The 15,670-nt window shown below is 60.3% G+C and carries 14 protein-coding genes and 2 pseudogenes; 5 read left to right on the top strand and 11 right to left on the bottom strand.

All coding sequences use genetic code 11. The annotated features are described in order from the left end of the window. Positions 1 to 25: 25 nt before the first annotated feature. On the bottom strand, positions 26 to 757 hold the full coding sequence (locus ACJ2A4_RS11045) for an SDR family NAD(P)-dependent oxidoreductase (protein WP_408872845.1): 732 nt from the start codon (positions 755 to 757) through the stop codon (positions 26 to 28). A gap of 135 nt (positions 758 to 892) precedes the next feature. Here ACJ2A4_RS11045 and ACJ2A4_RS11040 point away from each other — a divergent pair, with 135 nt between their 5' ends. Continuing rightward, complete coding sequence (locus ACJ2A4_RS11040) at positions 893 to 2,581, top strand: SulP family inorganic anion transporter (RefSeq protein WP_408872844.1); 1,689 nt, start codon at positions 893 to 895, stop codon at positions 2,579 to 2,581. Here the strand turns inward: ACJ2A4_RS11040 and ACJ2A4_RS11035 are convergent. Continuing rightward, complete coding sequence (locus tag ACJ2A4_RS11035) at positions 2,568 to 2,918, bottom strand: zinc ribbon domain-containing protein YjdM (protein WP_408872843.1); 351 nt, start codon at positions 2,916 to 2,918, stop codon at positions 2,568 to 2,570. The genes ACJ2A4_RS11040 and ACJ2A4_RS11035 overlap by 14 nt on opposite strands. 154 nt (positions 2,919 to 3,072) lie before the next feature. Here ACJ2A4_RS11035 and ACJ2A4_RS11030 point away from each other — a divergent pair, with 154 nt between their 5' ends. Next, positions 3,073 to 4,002: a Dyp-type peroxidase gene (locus tag ACJ2A4_RS11030; protein ID WP_408872842.1), complete on the top strand. Its 930-nt coding sequence runs from the start codon at positions 3,073 to 3,075 to the stop codon at positions 4,000 to 4,002. Here ACJ2A4_RS11030 and ACJ2A4_RS11025 read toward each other — a convergent pair. The 6 genes and pseudogenes from ACJ2A4_RS11025 to ACJ2A4_RS11000 form a co-directional block, all read right to left on the bottom strand. Then, positions 3,978 to 4,844, bottom strand: a complete 867-nt coding sequence (locus ACJ2A4_RS11025; RefSeq protein ID WP_408872841.1) for an NmrA family NAD(P)-binding protein — start codon at positions 4,842 to 4,844, stop codon at positions 3,978 to 3,980. The genes ACJ2A4_RS11030 and ACJ2A4_RS11025 overlap by 25 nt on opposite strands. 38 nt (positions 4,845 to 4,882) lie before the next feature. Further along, positions 4,883 to 5,716, bottom strand: coding sequence for an energy transducer TonB (locus ACJ2A4_RS11020; protein WP_408872840.1), 834 nt, complete (start codon positions 5,714 to 5,716; stop codon positions 4,883 to 4,885). Continuing rightward, positions 5,716 to 6,150, bottom strand: coding sequence for a TonB system transport protein ExbD (gene exbD / locus ACJ2A4_RS11015; RefSeq protein WP_408872839.1), 435 nt, complete (start codon positions 6,148 to 6,150; stop codon positions 5,716 to 5,718). The genes ACJ2A4_RS11020 and exbD overlap by 1 nt, the downstream gene beginning before the upstream one ends. A gap of 6 nt (positions 6,151 to 6,156) precedes the next feature. Further along, positions 6,157 to 6,882 (bottom strand): tonB-system energizer ExbB, encoded by a 726-nt coding sequence (exbB, locus tag ACJ2A4_RS11010; RefSeq protein WP_408874162.1) that lies wholly within the window; start codon positions 6,880 to 6,882, stop codon positions 6,157 to 6,159. Between the two features lie 158 nt (positions 6,883 to 7,040). Beyond that, positions 7,041 to 7,589: a hypothetical protein gene (locus tag ACJ2A4_RS11005; RefSeq protein WP_408872838.1), complete on the bottom strand. Its 549-nt coding sequence runs from the start codon at positions 7,587 to 7,589 to the stop codon at positions 7,041 to 7,043. A 52-nt stretch (positions 7,590 to 7,641) separates the two neighbouring features. After that, positions 7,642 to 8,040 (bottom strand): annotated as a pseudogene (locus ACJ2A4_RS11000) (O-methyltransferase); the annotation flags it as partial. 79 nt (positions 8,041 to 8,119) lie between these two features. On the opposite strand from ACJ2A4_RS11000, the gene ACJ2A4_RS10995 reads away from it, so the two are divergent. Next, positions 8,120 to 9,199, top strand: coding sequence for an IS5 family transposase (locus ACJ2A4_RS10995; protein WP_408872354.1), 1,080 nt, complete (start codon positions 8,120 to 8,122; stop codon positions 9,197 to 9,199). Positions 9,200 to 9,329: 130 nt separating this feature from the next. Here the strand turns inward: ACJ2A4_RS10995 and ACJ2A4_RS10990 are convergent. From ACJ2A4_RS10990 to ACJ2A4_RS10980, 3 genes and pseudogenes are all read right to left on the bottom strand, one after another. Next, positions 9,330 to 9,542 (bottom strand): annotated as a pseudogene (locus ACJ2A4_RS10990) (methyltransferase); the annotation flags it as partial. A 104-nt stretch (positions 9,543 to 9,646) separates the two neighbouring features. Next, positions 9,647 to 10,318, bottom strand: coding sequence for a tetratricopeptide repeat protein (locus tag ACJ2A4_RS10985; protein WP_408872837.1), 672 nt, complete (start codon positions 10,316 to 10,318; stop codon positions 9,647 to 9,649). A 91-nt stretch (positions 10,319 to 10,409) separates the two neighbouring features. Continuing rightward, complete coding sequence (locus tag ACJ2A4_RS10980) at positions 10,410 to 12,734, bottom strand: TonB-dependent receptor (RefSeq protein WP_408872836.1); 2,325 nt, start codon at positions 12,732 to 12,734, stop codon at positions 10,410 to 10,412. Between the two features lie 354 nt (positions 12,735 to 13,088). On the opposite strand from ACJ2A4_RS10980, the gene pstS reads away from it, so the two are divergent. Then, the gene (gene pstS, locus ACJ2A4_RS10975; protein WP_408872835.1) at positions 13,089 to 14,066 is read left to right on the top strand and encodes a phosphate ABC transporter substrate-binding protein PstS; all 978 of its coding nucleotides are present in this window, start codon (positions 13,089 to 13,091) and stop codon (positions 14,064 to 14,066) included. Positions 14,067 to 14,184: 118 nt separating this feature from the next. Next, on the top strand, positions 14,185 to 15,618 hold the full coding sequence (locus ACJ2A4_RS10970) for a carbohydrate porin (protein WP_408872834.1): 1,434 nt from the start codon (positions 14,185 to 14,187) through the stop codon (positions 15,616 to 15,618). Positions 15,619 to 15,670 lie beyond the last annotated feature (52 nt).

Below are 15,670 nucleotides of genomic sequence, written 5' to 3'. Positions count from 1 at the left end.
CACAGCGAGGGAGCCGTTTTCGGTCTCAGGCGACGAGACCGCCATCCACCAGGATAGACGCACCCGTGATGTAGGATGCATCCGGGCTGGCGAGGAACGACACGGTGCGGGCAATATCATCGACCTTGCCGTAGGATTCCGTGGCCGTGAACTTGCGGATGACGGCAGCGGCCGCGCCATCCTCGGGATTAAGATCCGTTGCGATCGGACCGGGCTCGACGACATTTGCCGTAATACCCTGCGGACCGAGATCCCGTGCCACACCCTTCGTGAAACCGATCAGACCCGCCTTCGTCGCCGCATAGAGCGAGATGCCCGGGAACGGCGCACGTTCACCGAAGGCCGAGCCGATATAGATCAGGCGGCCACCCGTTTTCATGTATTTCAGGGCCTCGACCGTCTCAACCATCGCAGCGCGCAGATTGAGGTTCAGGACATCCTCAATCTGCGTGACGGTCATCTGGGCGATCGGGCCATAGGGATAGATGCCCGCGTTGCACACGAGTGCGTCCAGACGTCCGAAGGCTTCATGCGTCTTCGTGATGGCTGCGATATTGCCATCCGTGCTGCCGCCATCGGCCTGAACGGCGACGGCCTTGCGGCCCAGTGCCTCAACTTCCGAGACGACTTTCTGCGCGGCTTTTTCGTTGCGGGCATAGGTGATGGCGATATCAAAGCCATCCTGCGCCAGCTTCAGCGCGATCGCCGCGCCGATACCGCGTGATCCACCGGTAATGAGCGCTACTCTCTGGGTCATGATCCTGTTCCTTCTGACTGCACTGACGAAAGATCCGTCTTTAACGCCCGGATCATGAGGCATTTTCGGGTTGGACCCAACCACCTGTTGGACATTGTGAAGACATCCCTCCAGCAAAGGCCTAGAACACATCTCATGTCGGAACAGCAGAACCCCACCGGTCCCCGTCGCGGCTGGACGGATATTGTCGCAGGTCTTTCCCTTGCCTCGGTGAATATTCCGCAGGTTCTGGGCTATACGCGTATTGCGGCCATGCCAGCGGTGACGGGGCTTTATACGGTCCTGCTGCCACTTGTGGCCTTTGCAGCATTCGGTTCGTCACGTCATCTGGTCGTGGCCGCTGATTCCGCGACGGCCGCCATTTTCTCAAGTGCCATCGGCAAGATGGCGCCCCCAGAAAGCGCGCATTACATCGCGCTCGTCAGCATGACCGCACTCCTCTGCGCGGCACTTCTGCTGGTGGCGCGGATCTTCCGGCTGGGCTTTCTGGCGGATTTTCTCTCCCGCACCGTGCTGACGGGATTTCTGGCCGGGGTGGGCGTACAGGTCTGCATCGCCATGCTGCATGACATGCTGGGCGTTTCGGTCAGCGCGCATAATCCGCTGGTGCAGGCCTATGAGACCTTCCGCCAGATCCCGCATGGGAGCCTGATGGTCGCGGGGCTGTCGGCGGTGACGGTCGGCATTCTCATGACCGAGCAGCGCCTTGCGCCACATCTGCCCGCCGGGCTTTGCGTCGTAATCGGTAGTATTGCGCTGAGCATGGGGCTGAACCTGTCCCATCACGGTGTTCCGACACTGGGGCATGTTGCGGGCGGGCTGCCGCATTTCGGCCTGCCAGATGTTTCCTGGAACGAGCTTCTGGCCCTCCTGCCCGTCGCGGCGTCCTGCGTGTTCGTCATCATCGCGCAGAGTGCGGCCACGTCCCGGGTCTTCGGGGAGCGGTTTCATGAAACCGTTGATGAGGACCGCGATCTGCTGGGGCTGTCTGCCGCCAATGTGGCCGCGGGACTGAGCGGGACCTTCACCGTCAATGGCAGCCCGACCCAGACGGCCATGGCCGTGCGCTCCGGTGCCCGCACGCAGGTGGCACAGGTCACGTTCGCCTGCGTGACGCTCATGGTGCTGCTGTTCCTCACACGCCCGCTCGAAGCCCTGCCCCGCTGCGTTCTGGCGGGGATCGTCTTTACCGTTGCGGTCGGCATGATCGATCTGAAAAGCCTGCGCGCGATCCGGCAGGAAAGCCCCGGTGAGTTCTGGCTGGCCGTTACGACCGCCGCCGTCGTTGTGGGGGTTGGCGTCGAGGAAGGCATTTTCCTTGCCATCGCGCTCTCGCTGTTCCGCCATGTCCGGCACAGCTACGAGCCGCATACGATGGTGCTGCAACAGTCCCCGACGGCCGGGGTTCTGGAAGCCCTGCCCGCAAAGGATGGGCTGGAAAGCGCGCCCGGGCTGATCGTCTTCCGCTTCTGCGCGGATCTGTTCTACGCCAATTCGACGCGCTTTCGGCAGGATCTTCTGGATCTGGTGGAGCATGCGCCCCATCCCGTCCGCTGTGTCGTACTGGATGCGAGCCCCGTCACCGACATCGACTATTCCGCCGCCGCTGACCTGCGGGACCTGATTGCACAACTGCACCAGCGTGGCATTGCGCTGCTCTTCGGGCGGGTGAGCGGCTATCTGCGCGCCGATATGGACCGGCATCACATCACCCCAGCTCTTGGGGACGGCAATATCTACGCCGAACTGCATACGGCGCTGAAAGCCGCCCACCAGATCCTTGGGGACATTGCTGTGTCCCCATCGCCCGTCAGGCCTTCCTGACGAACTCGGATTTGAGGTTCATCGCGCCGATCCCGGGAATCTTGCAGGCGATGTCATGCCCGTCGCCACCGTCCGAAAGACGGATGTTCTTCACTTTGGTGCCGCTCTTGACGACCATGGACGAACCCTTGATCTTCAGATCCTTGATGACCGTCACGCTGTCGCCATCCGCCAGGACATTACCATTGGCGTCGCGGATCTCGCCGGAAGTCTCGCCACTGTCCGCAGAAGTCTCGGCCGGGTTCCACTCATGGGCGCATTCCGGGCACATCCACAGCGCACCATCCGGATAAACATGTTCGCACCCGCAGACGGGGCATTTCAGATTGCTGTCCATGATCGGCCTTTCTCGTTTGTGGCCGGACCCTACTGCACGCGCAGCACATTTCAAAACGGAGCTCGCCCGTTTTCATAATCTGTTCCTTCAGCGCACGGCGCGCTATCAACGGTGCCCGACACCATCATGCAATGCTGACGGAAAGACCGTTCCCATGCCCGACCCCACGCCCCAGCCCGTTGCCGCGCCCCTGACCCGAGCTGCCATTTTTCTGGTCCTGAACATCCATCCCGGCACGGATGCGGAAAAGACCATCCGCAGCCTTTGCGCGGACCTTTCGGGTCTGCGCCGCACGGTGGGTTTCCGCGATCTGAACGGGCAGCTTTCCTGCGTCCTCGGCTTCGGGTCTGCCGCCTGGGACCGTCTCTTTCCCGGTCCGCGCCCGAAGGAACTGCATCCGTTTCAGGAAATCAAAGGCGTCCATCACGCCGTTTCCACGCCCGGCGACATGCTCTTTCACATCCGCGCCACGCGCATGGATATGTGCTTCGAGATGGCCAAGCTGGTCATGGACCGCCTGCGCGGCGTCTGCACGGTTGTCGATGAAGTCCATGGCTTCAAGTATTTCGATGACCGGGATCTGATCGGCTTCGTGGACGGCACGGAAAACCCCGAGAACGCCGCAGCCTGTGAAGCCGCGATCATCGGCGATGAAGATCCGGCTTTCAAAGGCGGCAGCTACGTCATCACCCAGAAATACTTCCACGATCTCGACGCCTGGAACACCCTGCCGATCGAAATGCAGGAAAAGATCATCGGCCGCAAAAAGCTCTCCAATGTCGAGCTTGATGATAAAACAAAACCCGCTTACGCGCATAACGCGCTGAATGTCGTGACGCGTAACGGCAAGCAGGTCGATATCCTGCGTGACAACATGCCGTTTGGTGAAGCCGGAAAGGGCGAGTTCGGCACCTATTTCATCGGCTATGCCCGCTCCCCGTCCGTGACCGAGGAAATGCTGCACAACATGTTCGTCGGCAAGCCGGAAGGGAATTACGACCGCCTGCTGGATTACAGCCGCCCTGTCACGGGTTCGCTGTTCTTCGTCCCGTCAGCCGATTATCTGGACGATATCGACGCCTGATCGCGCAGGCAGGTCTGAAGGTCCGTCGCACCCCGCAAGGGCGTGCGCGGACGCTCATAGCGTCCGTCCACAAAAATCCCCGTCATCGTGGCATAGGACTGCGCGGCTTCGGAGCAGAAGCCGTTACGACGATAGAATTCCGGCCATTCCGGACGCGGGATTTCGTCGACTGTCACATCCCGCTCCAGCACGGCGCTGAGTGCGGTTGCGACGTCTTCCGGCGTATAGGTTTCGGGGCCTTCGATGCTGTAAGTGCCCGTCTCTTCCACTGGCGCGACCAGAAGACGGGCCGCCAGTTCGCCTACATCCTGCGGCGCGACCATCGGGGCTTTGAGATCCTTTGGCAGGAGGCTGGGAAATACCCCTGACTGCCGCGCAGTGGACAGGGCGCCGAACCAGTTGCTCATGAAATACGCCGCTCTCACGATACAGAGCGGCACTCCCGTTTCCCGCGCGCCTTGCTCGAAAGTGTACAGGCTCCCGAGATCCCCACAATGCGGGTTATCCTGCGCACCATAGGTCGATTGCACGACGATCTTTTCCAGAGAAGCTCCCCGGACGGCGTCCAGAATGGACTGGATCGTGCGGCGTTCTTCGCGGTCCACATCCAGCGCCGGGCTGGCGGGCGGGTTCAGCAGAAAAGCGCGCCGGGCTTTGCAAAAAGCCGCCGTCAGGGCCGCCGTATCGTGAACATCGAGCACGGCCACGCTGGCTCCGAGGGCAGACCATGCAGCGGCCTGTTCCGGACGATGCAGGACGACAGTGATTGCCCGCCCCTGCTCCAAAAGACGTCTGGCGACCGTGCTCCCCACATGTCCTGAGGCGCCGAGAACGATATCCATGTCATTTCCCCCTGCACGCTGTTTAGGGGGAAAGCGGATCAGTGTTCCAGATAGAACTCGATGGGAACCGTCAGGGACAGCGGATCGCCCTGCACACTGTCGGGCGGAATGGGCAGCGGTTCGGCACGGTGGATCAGGGCCAGCGTCTCCGCATCCAGCAGGTCATGCCCCGCGCTGCGTTTGAGGCTGGCGCTCAGGACATGGCCTTTGCGGTCCATGACGAAATGCAGCAGGGACGTTCCTTCCTGATGCGTGGACTGGGCTTCCTGCGGATAGCGTTTGAACCGTTCCAGACGCGCCAGAAGCTCCCCCTGCCAGGTCACGGGATCATGCGACGCATGGCTGGACGTGGTGGCCGAAGCGGCGCTCGGGCTGGTCGTGGGCGGGGCTTCCACAGTGCGCGGGGCCGTCGTCTTTTCCGCAGGCGGCGCTTTGACCGGAACGGGCGGAAGCGGCTTGTGGACACTCGGCTTGTGCGGCCTGATCTTTTGCGTCTTGGGCACCGGAACCGGCGGGGTGGGCGCAGGGCTTGGCGGCGCTTCAACCTTGGGCGGATCTTCCGGCTGCGGCTCCGTCGAGGCCACTGCCTGCTGCGGACCGGGATCGACATCCTGCTGCGGGGCCGGAACCGGCGCGGGGACAGGAGCGAGATCGATGCTGATCGCAGCCGGGGGCGGCTCTGCCGCCAGAATGGGCTGGGGATGGGCGGACGTCACTGCCCAGAACAGGACAGCCCCCGTAAGGATGACAACACCCAACGCGGAGCCACCCCAGAGCCTTGCACTCCGGCGATCTTCCAGACGGCAGGTCGCCGCGTACCATTCCCGAAAACTCGGCAGCGTCGCTTGCGCGGAGATCAGCCCGTCCGACATCAGGGCGTTGTTCCGGTCGTCTGGCCCTGCAACGTCACGAGCGCCACCTTGAGATAGCCCGCGCTTCGCAGATGATCCATGACGTCCATGAGCGTGCCGTAATCCACCGTCTTGTCGGCGCGCAGGAAGATGCGTTCGTCGCGGTTGCCCTTGGTCGCGGCGGCGAGCGCTTCCGTCAGTTGCGCGGCGGGCACGTCGTTTTCGCCGAGGGCCAGATTGTGGTCCGCCTTGACGGTCAGGAAAACAGGTTCGTCCGGCCGGGGTGCTGTCTGCTGCGTGGAGGATGGAAGATCGACGGGCACGTTGACGGTGGTGAGCGGGGCCGTGACCATGAAGATCACGAGCAGCACCAGCATGACGTCGATAAACGGCGTGACGTTGATTTCGTGCACTTCAAGCACGGTTTCGTCCGCATGGCGGATCCGGATGGCCATGGAAGCTTACTCTGCCGCAGCCAGCGTATCGCGGCCGAAGCGGAGCACCTTGCCACCAGTGATCCCGCGCGCCAGATCCCGCGAAACGAGGCGCATCACGAGCGACGTCAGATCTGCGACACAGGCGCGGCAGGCTGCCGTCTGGCGGGCGAGATGGTTGTAGATCACCACGGCCGGAATGGCGGCGACGAGACCGAGTGCCGTGGCCAGAAGCGCCTCGGCAATGCCCGGCGCCACCACCGCGAGACTGGTGGCATGCGCGGCCGCAATGCCCGTGAAGGACGACATGATGCCCCAGACCGTGCCGAACAGGCCGACGAACGGAGAGGTCGCACCGATGGTCGCAAGAACGCCCGTCCCCCGCATCAGGCGGCGGCCTTCAGCGGCTTCCAGCCTTTCAAGATGCAGCACGATGCGCTCCTTGATGCCTTCACGGTCGCCGGGAATGTCCTGCGAGCGCTGACGCTCCACTTCGACGGCCATGACCATCGCATGTGCGATACCTGAGCCCGATCCGGTGCGCGTCCATTCCTCGCCGATATCCAGTGTCTCGGCGTCTTCGAGCGTGATTTCCGACTTCTTCAGACGTGAGCGCAGGCGCTGGAGTTCGATGGATTTGGCAATGAAGATTGTCCAGGTCACGAGCGAGGCCATCGCAAGGATTGTCATGACGCCCCGCACGACCGGGCCGGCGTCGAGAAACATCTGCCAGGGGGAAAAGCTAAGGGACATCACGGCACCTGTACGGATCACGGGAAGACTGATCCGACGATAATGAGACTCATTCTCACTATCAAGAATGATTCGGGGGATCTTCCGTGTCGTATCGTGTCCGCAGTCCTGAGAGGGCCCTCATAAAAAAAGCCCCGGTCAAACCGGGGCTTTATGTCTCACTCCTGATGCGGATGATGGCCGCTATGGCCCGGGCCGCCAGCATGCGAATTTTGCAGCGCTGCAACCACGGCGTCATTGACCGGATGCCCCGAGGCTTTTGCAATATCCTCAAGCGTCTGATCCCCTGACCCGACCGTATAGCCCTGCGCCTGAAGCCGATGAACCAGTCCGTCCGCGTCCATATGGACCAGCGGGGCAAGCTGCGTGAGCGGCGCATGTTCCAGAACCGGCAGGGCCATGAATTCCGTCTGCCTGTTGCCCGCATGGCCACTGGGCGCCTGGAAGAAGAACGGGATGCAGGCCGCAAACGCGATGATCAGCGGCACATACAGCGTCTTGCGACGGGCGTAATTGACCAGCGAGGTCCAGTTCTTCACCAGATGCAGGATGAAGGGTGCGAGAAGCACCATGCTCAGCCATTCATGAATGGGATGAAACGCTGTTGGCCCCCAGTGGAAGAACAGCGCCACGCCCGTGACGCCGGAGACAATGAAGAACCCGGTCGTCAGTGGGGTTCCGTATCGATTCATGAATGTCTTGAACATGTTGCTTTCTTGTGCCGGGACACGCCCAGACGCAGGTTGAGTTAAAAGGGAATTACTCAGGACAATACCGGCTGACTTCGAGCCCCGTCCCCACAGGTAGGGGCACGCTCAGCATGTGCGGGATTGCACGAACGGCCTTCCGATATTTCTGTGCATCCTCGCCACCGGGAATACGCATGTTGTCCGCAACGATAATGGCGCCCGGACTGAGTTTCGGCAGAACGGCCTCAAGACAGGGCACGTACAGGTCCTTCCACAGATCCATCAGGACGAAGTCGATGCCTTCATCCATCTGTCCGATCAGCTCCAGCGCATCGCCGTGGTGAAAATCAACGTAGTCCGAGAGCCCGGCGCGTTCGGCCATGTCACGGGCATAGGCGATCTTGTTTGGCTCAAGCTCCATCGTCACCAGCCGTCCGCCCGCACTGCGCGCAGCCTCGGCCAGCCAGATGGAGGGTTCGAAAAACCCCCTGGTATTGAGGTCTGCTCTGTGATTCCATTTCCCCTTAGTTGATTGGGGATGATGAAAGATGAAGCAGCCGGGTTTCTTTGATGTTGAAGAACGGCTTGCCCGCTTGAGCGGGCTTGGTGATCAGCTCGAAGCATTTTCCCGGACTGTGGATTTTGAAGTCTTCCGCCCTGATCTGGAGCTGGCTCTGGCGTATTCTGACGGAAGTAAAGGCGGACGACCGCCATTTGATCCGGTGCTGATGTTCAAAATTCTGGTGATCCAGACGCTCAACAATTTGTCTGATGAGCGGACGGAATATCTGATCAACGATCGCCTCTCCTTTATGCGTTTCCTTGGTCTGGGACTTTCGGATCGGGTGCCGGATGCCAAAACGGTCTGGCTGTTCCGCGAGCGTCTGACCCAGGCGGGTGCGATCGAAGGGCTGTTCAACCGCTTTGATGCGACCCTGCGCAACGCCGGGTATTTACCGATGTCAGGCCAGATCCTGGATGCCACACTGGTAGCTGCTCCAAAGCAGCGGAACACCAACGCAGAGAAAGCCGATCTTCGGGAAGGACGTATTCCTGAAGACTGGCAGGACAAACCCGCAAAGCTGTCGCACAAGGATCGTCATGCGCGCTGGACACTGAAGTTCACGAAGGCGAAGCGGCAGGATGATGGAACCATGCCCTCCAGCGATCTCGCCATCCCGTTCTTTGGCTATAAATCGCATGTTTCCATCGATCGGAAATACCGGTTCATCCGGAAATGGAAGACGACGGATGCCGCCGCCAGTGATGGCGCGCGATTGAGAGAGGGGCTGCTGGATAAAACCAATACGGCCTCAACGGTCTGGGCTGACACGGCCTATCGTTCAAAAGCGAATGAGGACTTCATGGAGGAGCAGGGCTTTGTCTCGAAGGTTCACAGGAAAAAGCCGCATCTCAAGCCTATGCCCAGGCATATCCAGAAATCCAACGCCGGAAAGTCCGTTATCCGGTCGCGTGTCGAGCATGTCTTTGCTGATCAGAAATCACAGACCGGGCTGTTCGTCCGAACCGTCGGCATAACGCGGGCCACCATGAGGATCGGGTTGGCCAATATCGTCTATAATATGCGCCGCTTCCTCTTCCTGGAGCGGATCAGCGCGAATGCATAGCAATCCAGCGGGGGGCAGCACTCAATCTGCTCAAAACGCAGATCGAAAACGAACCCAAAAGTAGTCAATCAAATCGCCAAAAACCTGAAATCACCAGCCAAGCGTATCAATCAAGGGTTCTTCGATCCCTCCAGATGCTGGAATAGCCGTAGGATGTTCCCAGTTCGAGGATAGTGGGCTTGTCCAGAGACCGCGCCAGGATGCTGATGAGCTGTCCGGTCCGGCGCCCTACCGCCAGAAACCGCTCCGAGTTTGGCCGCTGAACCCCGGCGATCCGCTCCTGCCGTTCGGCTTCAAGCCGTTCGTGATAGAGTTCGAGAACCTGTGTGACACGATCATCCATGAGAGTGTTTCCTTTCTCCAGATGTCCATCCTGTCACGGTTTCAGACGCTGTCACGTCACCATTCTGTATGAAAGAAAAACCGTTTGTAAGGAGCTGTTTCAGGTCAGGCTGCATGGAACGCCCTCTTGTCTGAAGACACGGCGTACTTCGCCAGACACCGGCTCAGAACAGTCTGAAAAACAAGTTTCTGCACATATGGCCGGATCAGACCAAGCACGCCTTCGGGCACACCATCGACTGCCGCATCCAGCGCTTTTGCGAACGCCTCCGCCGCATCGGACCATTCGCCGTCCTCCAGTGAAAGCCGACCCAGATTGAGCCATGCCCAGCAATCGCCGCCCTCGGCCGCAGCCAGATAGAACTGGCGCGCGCCTTCCGGATCAGGCTTCCCTTCCGGTGCGGTCCCCTCTTCATGCATGAGCCCCAGCATGTTCAGCGCCTTCGCGTTCCCGGCGCGGGCCGCATCGGCATAAAGCCGGTACGCCCGACGGTGATTCTTCGGCACGCCCTCTCCCGTGAAAAAGAGATCGGCCAGATTGAACATGGCCCATCCGTCTCCGCCACGTACGGCGGCCTCGAAGCAGCATGCCGCCAGTGACGGATTGCGCGTCACACCCCAGCCGCGCTCATAGGCACGGCCCAGCATGTTCAGCGCAACCGGATGACCGCTCCGTGCGGCAATTGCGAAACAGGAAAAGGCCTCTTCCGCACATCCCGCATCAAGATGGGTCTGTGCCAGGATCAGCTGTGCCTTCACCTGCTGCGGCACAGGCATAGCAGGATGCAATATCCCGTTATCCTGACAGTCCTGTGGACCTGATGACATCACGTTCCTCATGAAGCCCGGTCATTCATGACAGGTCGGTTCAGAACCCGACGCCGAAATTGCCCATGAACGTCCGGCCGGACTGCGGCACGGCGCGGCCCGTATTGAAGGCCGAAGCATAGTTCAGGTGATCGGACAGGTTGTTGGCGTTGAACTGCACATGATACCGGCCGTACTGGTAGGAAATCATGGTATTCAGCGAGAAATTATACGGCACGCGGGCCGTATTCGCCTCGTTCGCCCAGTAGCCGGAGCTGTACTGCGCGCCACCACCGACACTCAACTTGCCCTGACCCGGCTTGAGCAGCAGCGGAGACAGATTATAGGACGTCCAGACCGAGAAATTGTTATGCGGAAGCTGCGGCGCCTGTTTGCCGGCCGTGGTAGAGGAATTGGTCACCTTGCCGCCCATGTAGGAATAGGCGCCGTAGATTTCCCAGTCCTTCGTGATCTTGCCCGTCAGGCTCAGTTCAGCGCCGCGGATTTCACGCCCGGTTCCTGCATCCTGGAAGCCGGTGATGACATTGCCGCTCTCGTCATAGGTGTACGAGTTGTTCTGCTCGATCTGATACAGCGCCGCCGTCATGCCCAGATGCTTGTTGAGGAAGTCCATCTTGGTGCCGACTTCAAACAGGTCGCTGCGCTGCGGCTTGAGGTTTCGGCCGTTGACCGGAACGTCCCCGATGCTGGACTGCGTCGTCACCTCGGACGCCACATCCGTCCCGACCGGTTTGTAGGAGCGTGAGAACGTGAAATAGACGCTCTTGTTGTCGTCCACGTCATACATCAGGCTCGCAGACGGGCTGAACTTGCTGGACGACTGGGACTGTGTTCCCGCAGAAGATGCGGCAGCGCTCCAGTAAGTGCTCTCATAATTACCCCAGCGGAACGTTCCGAACAGGGACAGGCGCTTCGTAATATGGATCTTGTCCGCCAGGAACAGGCCCAGATCGCGGAAATCCGCCGTGCGATGTCCCGAAGACGGCCAGGTAATGTAGGTATTCGGTGCCGAATAGTATGGATTGCGGATCGTCTGGTCGTTCATGCGGTTCACATAAGTGCCCATGATCCGGTCATCCTTGGTGTAGTTGATGTCCACACCCGCACTGATGTCATGCCGCAGGAAGCCCGTATTGAACTTCGCCCGCGCCATCATGACATTCTGGATGCCCCAGCCATCCTGATTATAGGCCGCACCACCGCCCGCACCATAAGCCAGCGCCGGATTGCCACCCGCCAGGAAGGACGTGGCGCATGCCCCGGTGCAGGCATTCGGGTTCGATGCGGAATAGTCACGATGATAATGCGTAAAGCGTGTATCGTTGTTGAACGTCAGCCAGCGCGCGATCTGTGACGAGAACTTCGACGTCACCATATGGATGTTCGAATTATCCATATTGAAACTGCGCGCATAGCTCGTATCGCGGGCCAGTCCATGGCTCGTGATCGGAGAATAAATGCCGCCGATCTGGATCATCGGAACACCGTAATCCGGCGTGCCACGGCTGCCGAGCCACTGGTAATTCAGGTGATAGGTCGTCTTCGTCCCGATCCCGAAACCAAGATCCGCCGCCACGCCATAACGGTCCGTGCGGATATTGTCGCGGTCAGCCACGTCCTGCTTGTTGTACATGCCGTTCACGCGCAGAGCCGTGTGCTTGCCAAGCTGGTAGTTCACATCCGCCGTACCGCGATACTGCATGCCACTGGCGAAGGTCTGGTCCAGATCATAATGGTTGCCCAGATGAGCCTTCTTGAGCGTCTGGTTGATCACACCACCCACATTGCCCGCACCGAAATACTGACCGCTCGGCCCCTTGATGACTTCGACGCTCTCGGTATTGAACGTGTCCCGCACATAGGTTCCGAAATCCCGCAGACCATCTTCATAGATGTCGCCACGCGCCTGCTGGCCGCGGATACGGAACTGGTCCCCGTTCAGACCGCCATTACCCTCGCCCGTGGACATCGTGATGCCCGGAACATTGGCGAGCGCCTGGTCCAGCGTAAACAGACGCTGCTGGATAATCAGATCCTTCGGCACGACGCTGATGGTCTGCGGCGTATCACGAACCGTACCCGGCATACGCCCGATATCGAGAGACGTGTTGTTCGTATTGCTACTCTCGACGTCCGCCTGACCGTGCACCCGCACGGCAGACAGATTGATCGTGCTGTCGGTCGCAGTCGTTCCTGCCGTGTCCGTTCCATCCTGCGCCTCGGCCTCGCCGGCTTCGGCCACACCCAGCCCTGCACCGAGTGCGAGCATGACAAGGGCAGACCATTTCTGGCCTGAACCTTCACGGGAGGACCGGAAAGACGTGCCCGACAGGGAGGAGAGCGAAAAATCGTTTTCTTGCGGCATGCAACACCTGAACTCTGGAAACTACGCCACAGACCTTCCGACAGCTTTTCATCCGATCGGACCAGGTGCTGCTCCCTGCGACTGAAACACCCCTGGTTTCAGCCTGCGCACCCATGATCCGCTATCGGAAAAGAAACCGTCGCGACGTTCTGACTGAGCCCTGTTTCCCTCACTCCAGTTGTTAATGCAAATGATTCTCATTAGCAATATTGTGTAATACTGATGCTGTGTCCCGGTCGCCACACTTCCAGACTGCAAACCGCACAGACGGCCATGGCCATGACATTCCCTGCAATGATACTGACAGCACAGCCAGAACATCCAAGCGGAGCGTGGTCGGACGTGTTTCATCATGTGAAGTTTCTCGCGCGCGGCATGAGCGCTGTCTTTGCCCTCATGATCTGCGGGACCGCATATTCCGCCGATCTGACAGGCGCCGGTTCGAGTTTCGCCGCCCCCCTTTACCGGGGATGGGCCGATGGAATCCATCATCAGACCGACCTGTCCCTGACATATCAAAGCCTCGGTTCCGGTCAGGGGCAAAAGCGCGTCATGGCCCGAAGCGTGGATTTCGGAGCGTCCGACCTGCCACTTCCGGGCAGGGTTCTGGATGCAGCAGGCCTCTACCAGTTCCCGACGGCAATCGGTGCGATCGTAGTGGTCATCAATGTTCCCGGAATTGCAGCCAATCAGATGAAACTGGACGGCCCCACACTCGCCGCGCTGTTCGATGGCAGGATCACCACATGGGCCGATCCGCGTCTGCGGGCGCTCAATCCCGGTCTGCGGCTTCCGGATCTGGACGTACTGCCCATCCACCGCGAAGAAGCCTCCGGCACCAGTCATATCTTTACGGATTATCTTCACAGCGTCGCCCCGGACTGGAAAACCGGCATGTGGGCCGATGGGGCGGAGGCACAGGGTAATGACGGCGTTGCAGCCAGCGTGCGTCAGTCGATCGGGGGCATTGGCTTTGTGGAATATGCCTTTGCGCGGCGGGACCGGTTGAACACCGTGAAGCTGACAAACCGGGCGGGCCAGTTCGTTGCGCCGGGAACAGACGCATTTGCAAGTGCGGCTCTCAGCGCAGACTGGCCCCATGCAGACCATTACGCCGTAAATCTTCTGAATGCCCCCGCACCACAGGCCTGGCCGATCATGAGCGCGACCTTTGCACTGGTCCCTCTCCACCCGACGAACAAGACGACAGCCTCTGCCACAAAGGTCTTTTTCAGGTATGGCCTGAAGCAGGGTGACGATATTGCGCGGGATCTGGATTACGTGCCGTTACCCGCGCCCGTAAAAGACAGGGTTCTCTCCGGCTGGCCCTGAATATCTGGTTTTGAGCGCCTGATCCTGAGCGGACGTCATAATAACTTCACTTCCCATCCCCCTCCCCTTGCTGTAAATGGTCGGAACATTCCAGCACCTTGGGTAAAGGGGGCCCGTCTTGTCAGACCGCGTTCCGGATCGTTGGCATCTGGCCGGTCTGTGCAGTATTCTGGGTTTGCTGATCGGAACGGGACACGCGGCCACAGCGCCGCTGGTGACGGATGTTCTGCCCTCCGGTGTGCCGCTGCCTTCTCCCGCGCCCGGTTTTGTCCTGCCGCCTGAAGATACCGGCACCGAGCTTCTGGGCGATGCAGGCGGGGCGCGGTCCTGGCTGGCCCGCAAGGGGATCCGGTTCAATCTTCAGGATGTCGAGGAAATCTGGGGCCTGACCTCGGGCGGACAGCATCCCGGCCCGACCTATGATGGCATGACGGCCGCGACCCTCCTGCTGGAAACGCGGCGCGCTTTCGGCTGGCATGACGGGCTGCTCAATATCAGCGCCATTCAGGTGCGGGGACGTTCGCTTGCCGGAGAGCGCCTTGGGTCGCTGAACCCCGTCAGTGGTTATGATGCAGGTCGCACGACGCGTCTGTTCGAGCTCTGGTACGGGCAGGGATTTTTTGGAAACCGGCTGGATATCCGCGTTGGCACGATCGATCTGGATACCGAGTTCCTTGTCAGCCAGAACGCGTCCCTGTTCCTGAATGCCAGTTTCGGCTGGCCGCTTTCGACGTCCAGCAATCTCTATTCGGGCGGCCCGTCATGGCCGTTTTCCGCCGTCGGCACACGGATCAAATGGTCCCCCGCCTATCCGCTCGTGCTCATGCTGGCCATCACCGACGACAATCCGACCAAAGGGCCGTTTTACAGCGACATCAGCCCGACCCGCATCGACCCGTCGGGCACAACCTTTTCCACCAGCGGCGGCACATTGTTCATGGGGGAGGCACAGCTCTGGGTGGATGCCGCCCAAAGTCTTTCGGGAAAGGACGCACCCGCCCTTCCGGGAACATGGAAAATCGGCGGCCTGTACGATACCGGGCGCTTCCCCGACCCGCGCTACGACAGTCATGGCGGCCTGCTCGGCAGTCCCGACAGCACGGGAAAGCCGCTGTATCATTCCGGAACCTGGCTGGGATATGTCGTGCTGGATCAGGCCCTGTGGCGCACGGTGAGCGAGCCCGTAAAGGCGATCAACGCCTTCGTCCGCGCCACTCTCGCCAGCGGGACGCGCAACCGTTTCACGACGGAAGTGGAGGCCGGTCTGACCTTTCAGGGCTTCGTCCCGTCCCGCCCCAATGACGTGATCGGGATCGGCTGGGGCACCGGGTTTTACAGTCACCGCGCCAAGGAAAACGCGCGGGACGTCATCCGCCTGTCGGACAGTTCGGGCAGGCTTCTGGTGCCGGAACATCATATCGAACTGACGTGGCAGCTCCCCGTGCGGGACTACATCACCCTTCAGCCGGACTTCCAGTATTTCTGGAACCTCGGCGGACAGGAACCGGAAAAGGGGCGGTTTCCGCATCCCGCGGCGCCGTTCTGGGACTGAACATGACCACCACGTTCTGAAAACCTGCGTTCTGATTTCAATTAACTTTCAA

Origin of the sequence: Gluconobacter roseus (assembly GCF_046058915.1) — a bacterium.
In the GTDB taxonomy this organism is placed as follows: domain Bacteria; phylum Pseudomonadota; class Alphaproteobacteria; order Acetobacterales; family Acetobacteraceae; genus Gluconobacter; species Gluconobacter roseus_A.
Note: the sequence above shows the minus strand (reverse complement) of the source record. Positions and strands in the feature narration are given on the sequence as shown.

Coding starts and splice junctions, on each gene's coding strand:
- exbD (WP_408872839.1), bottom strand. CDS start 6,150: ATGGCCATCCGGATCCGCCATGCGGACGAAACCGTGCTTGAAGTGCAC.
- ACJ2A4_RS10980 (WP_408872836.1), bottom strand. CDS start 12,734: ATGCCGCAAGAAAACGATTTTTCGCTCTCCTCCCTGTCGGGCACGTCT.
- ACJ2A4_RS11045 (WP_408872845.1), bottom strand. CDS start 757: ATGACCCAGAGAGTAGCGCTCATTACCGGTGGATCACGCGGTATCGGC.
- ACJ2A4_RS11025 (WP_408872841.1), bottom strand. CDS start 4,844: ATGGATATCGTTCTCGGCGCCTCAGGACATGTGGGGAGCACGGTCGCC.
- ACJ2A4_RS11040 (WP_408872844.1), top strand. CDS start 893: ATGTCGGAACAGCAGAACCCCACCGGTCCCCGTCGCGGCTGGACGGAT.
- ACJ2A4_RS10995 (WP_408872354.1), top strand. CDS start 8,120: ATGAAGCAGCCGGGTTTCTTTGATGTTGAAGAACGGCTTGCCCGCTTG.
- ACJ2A4_RS10985 (WP_408872837.1), bottom strand. CDS start 10,318: ATGCCTGTGCCGCAGCAGGTGAAGGCACAGCTGATCCTGGCACAGACC.
- ACJ2A4_RS11020 (WP_408872840.1), bottom strand. CDS start 5,716: ATGTCGGACGGGCTGATCTCCGCGCAAGCGACGCTGCCGAGTTTTCGG.
- ACJ2A4_RS11005 (WP_408872838.1), bottom strand. CDS start 7,589: ATGTTCAAGACATTCATGAATCGATACGGAACCCCACTGACGACCGGG.
- exbB (WP_408874162.1), bottom strand. CDS start 6,882: ATGTCCCTTAGCTTTTCCCCCTGGCAGATGTTTCTCGACGCCGGCCCG.
- ACJ2A4_RS11035 (WP_408872843.1), bottom strand. CDS start 2,918: ATGGACAGCAATCTGAAATGCCCCGTCTGCGGGTGCGAACATGTTTAT.
- ACJ2A4_RS11030 (WP_408872842.1), top strand. CDS start 3,073: ATGCCCGACCCCACGCCCCAGCCCGTTGCCGCGCCCCTGACCCGAGCT.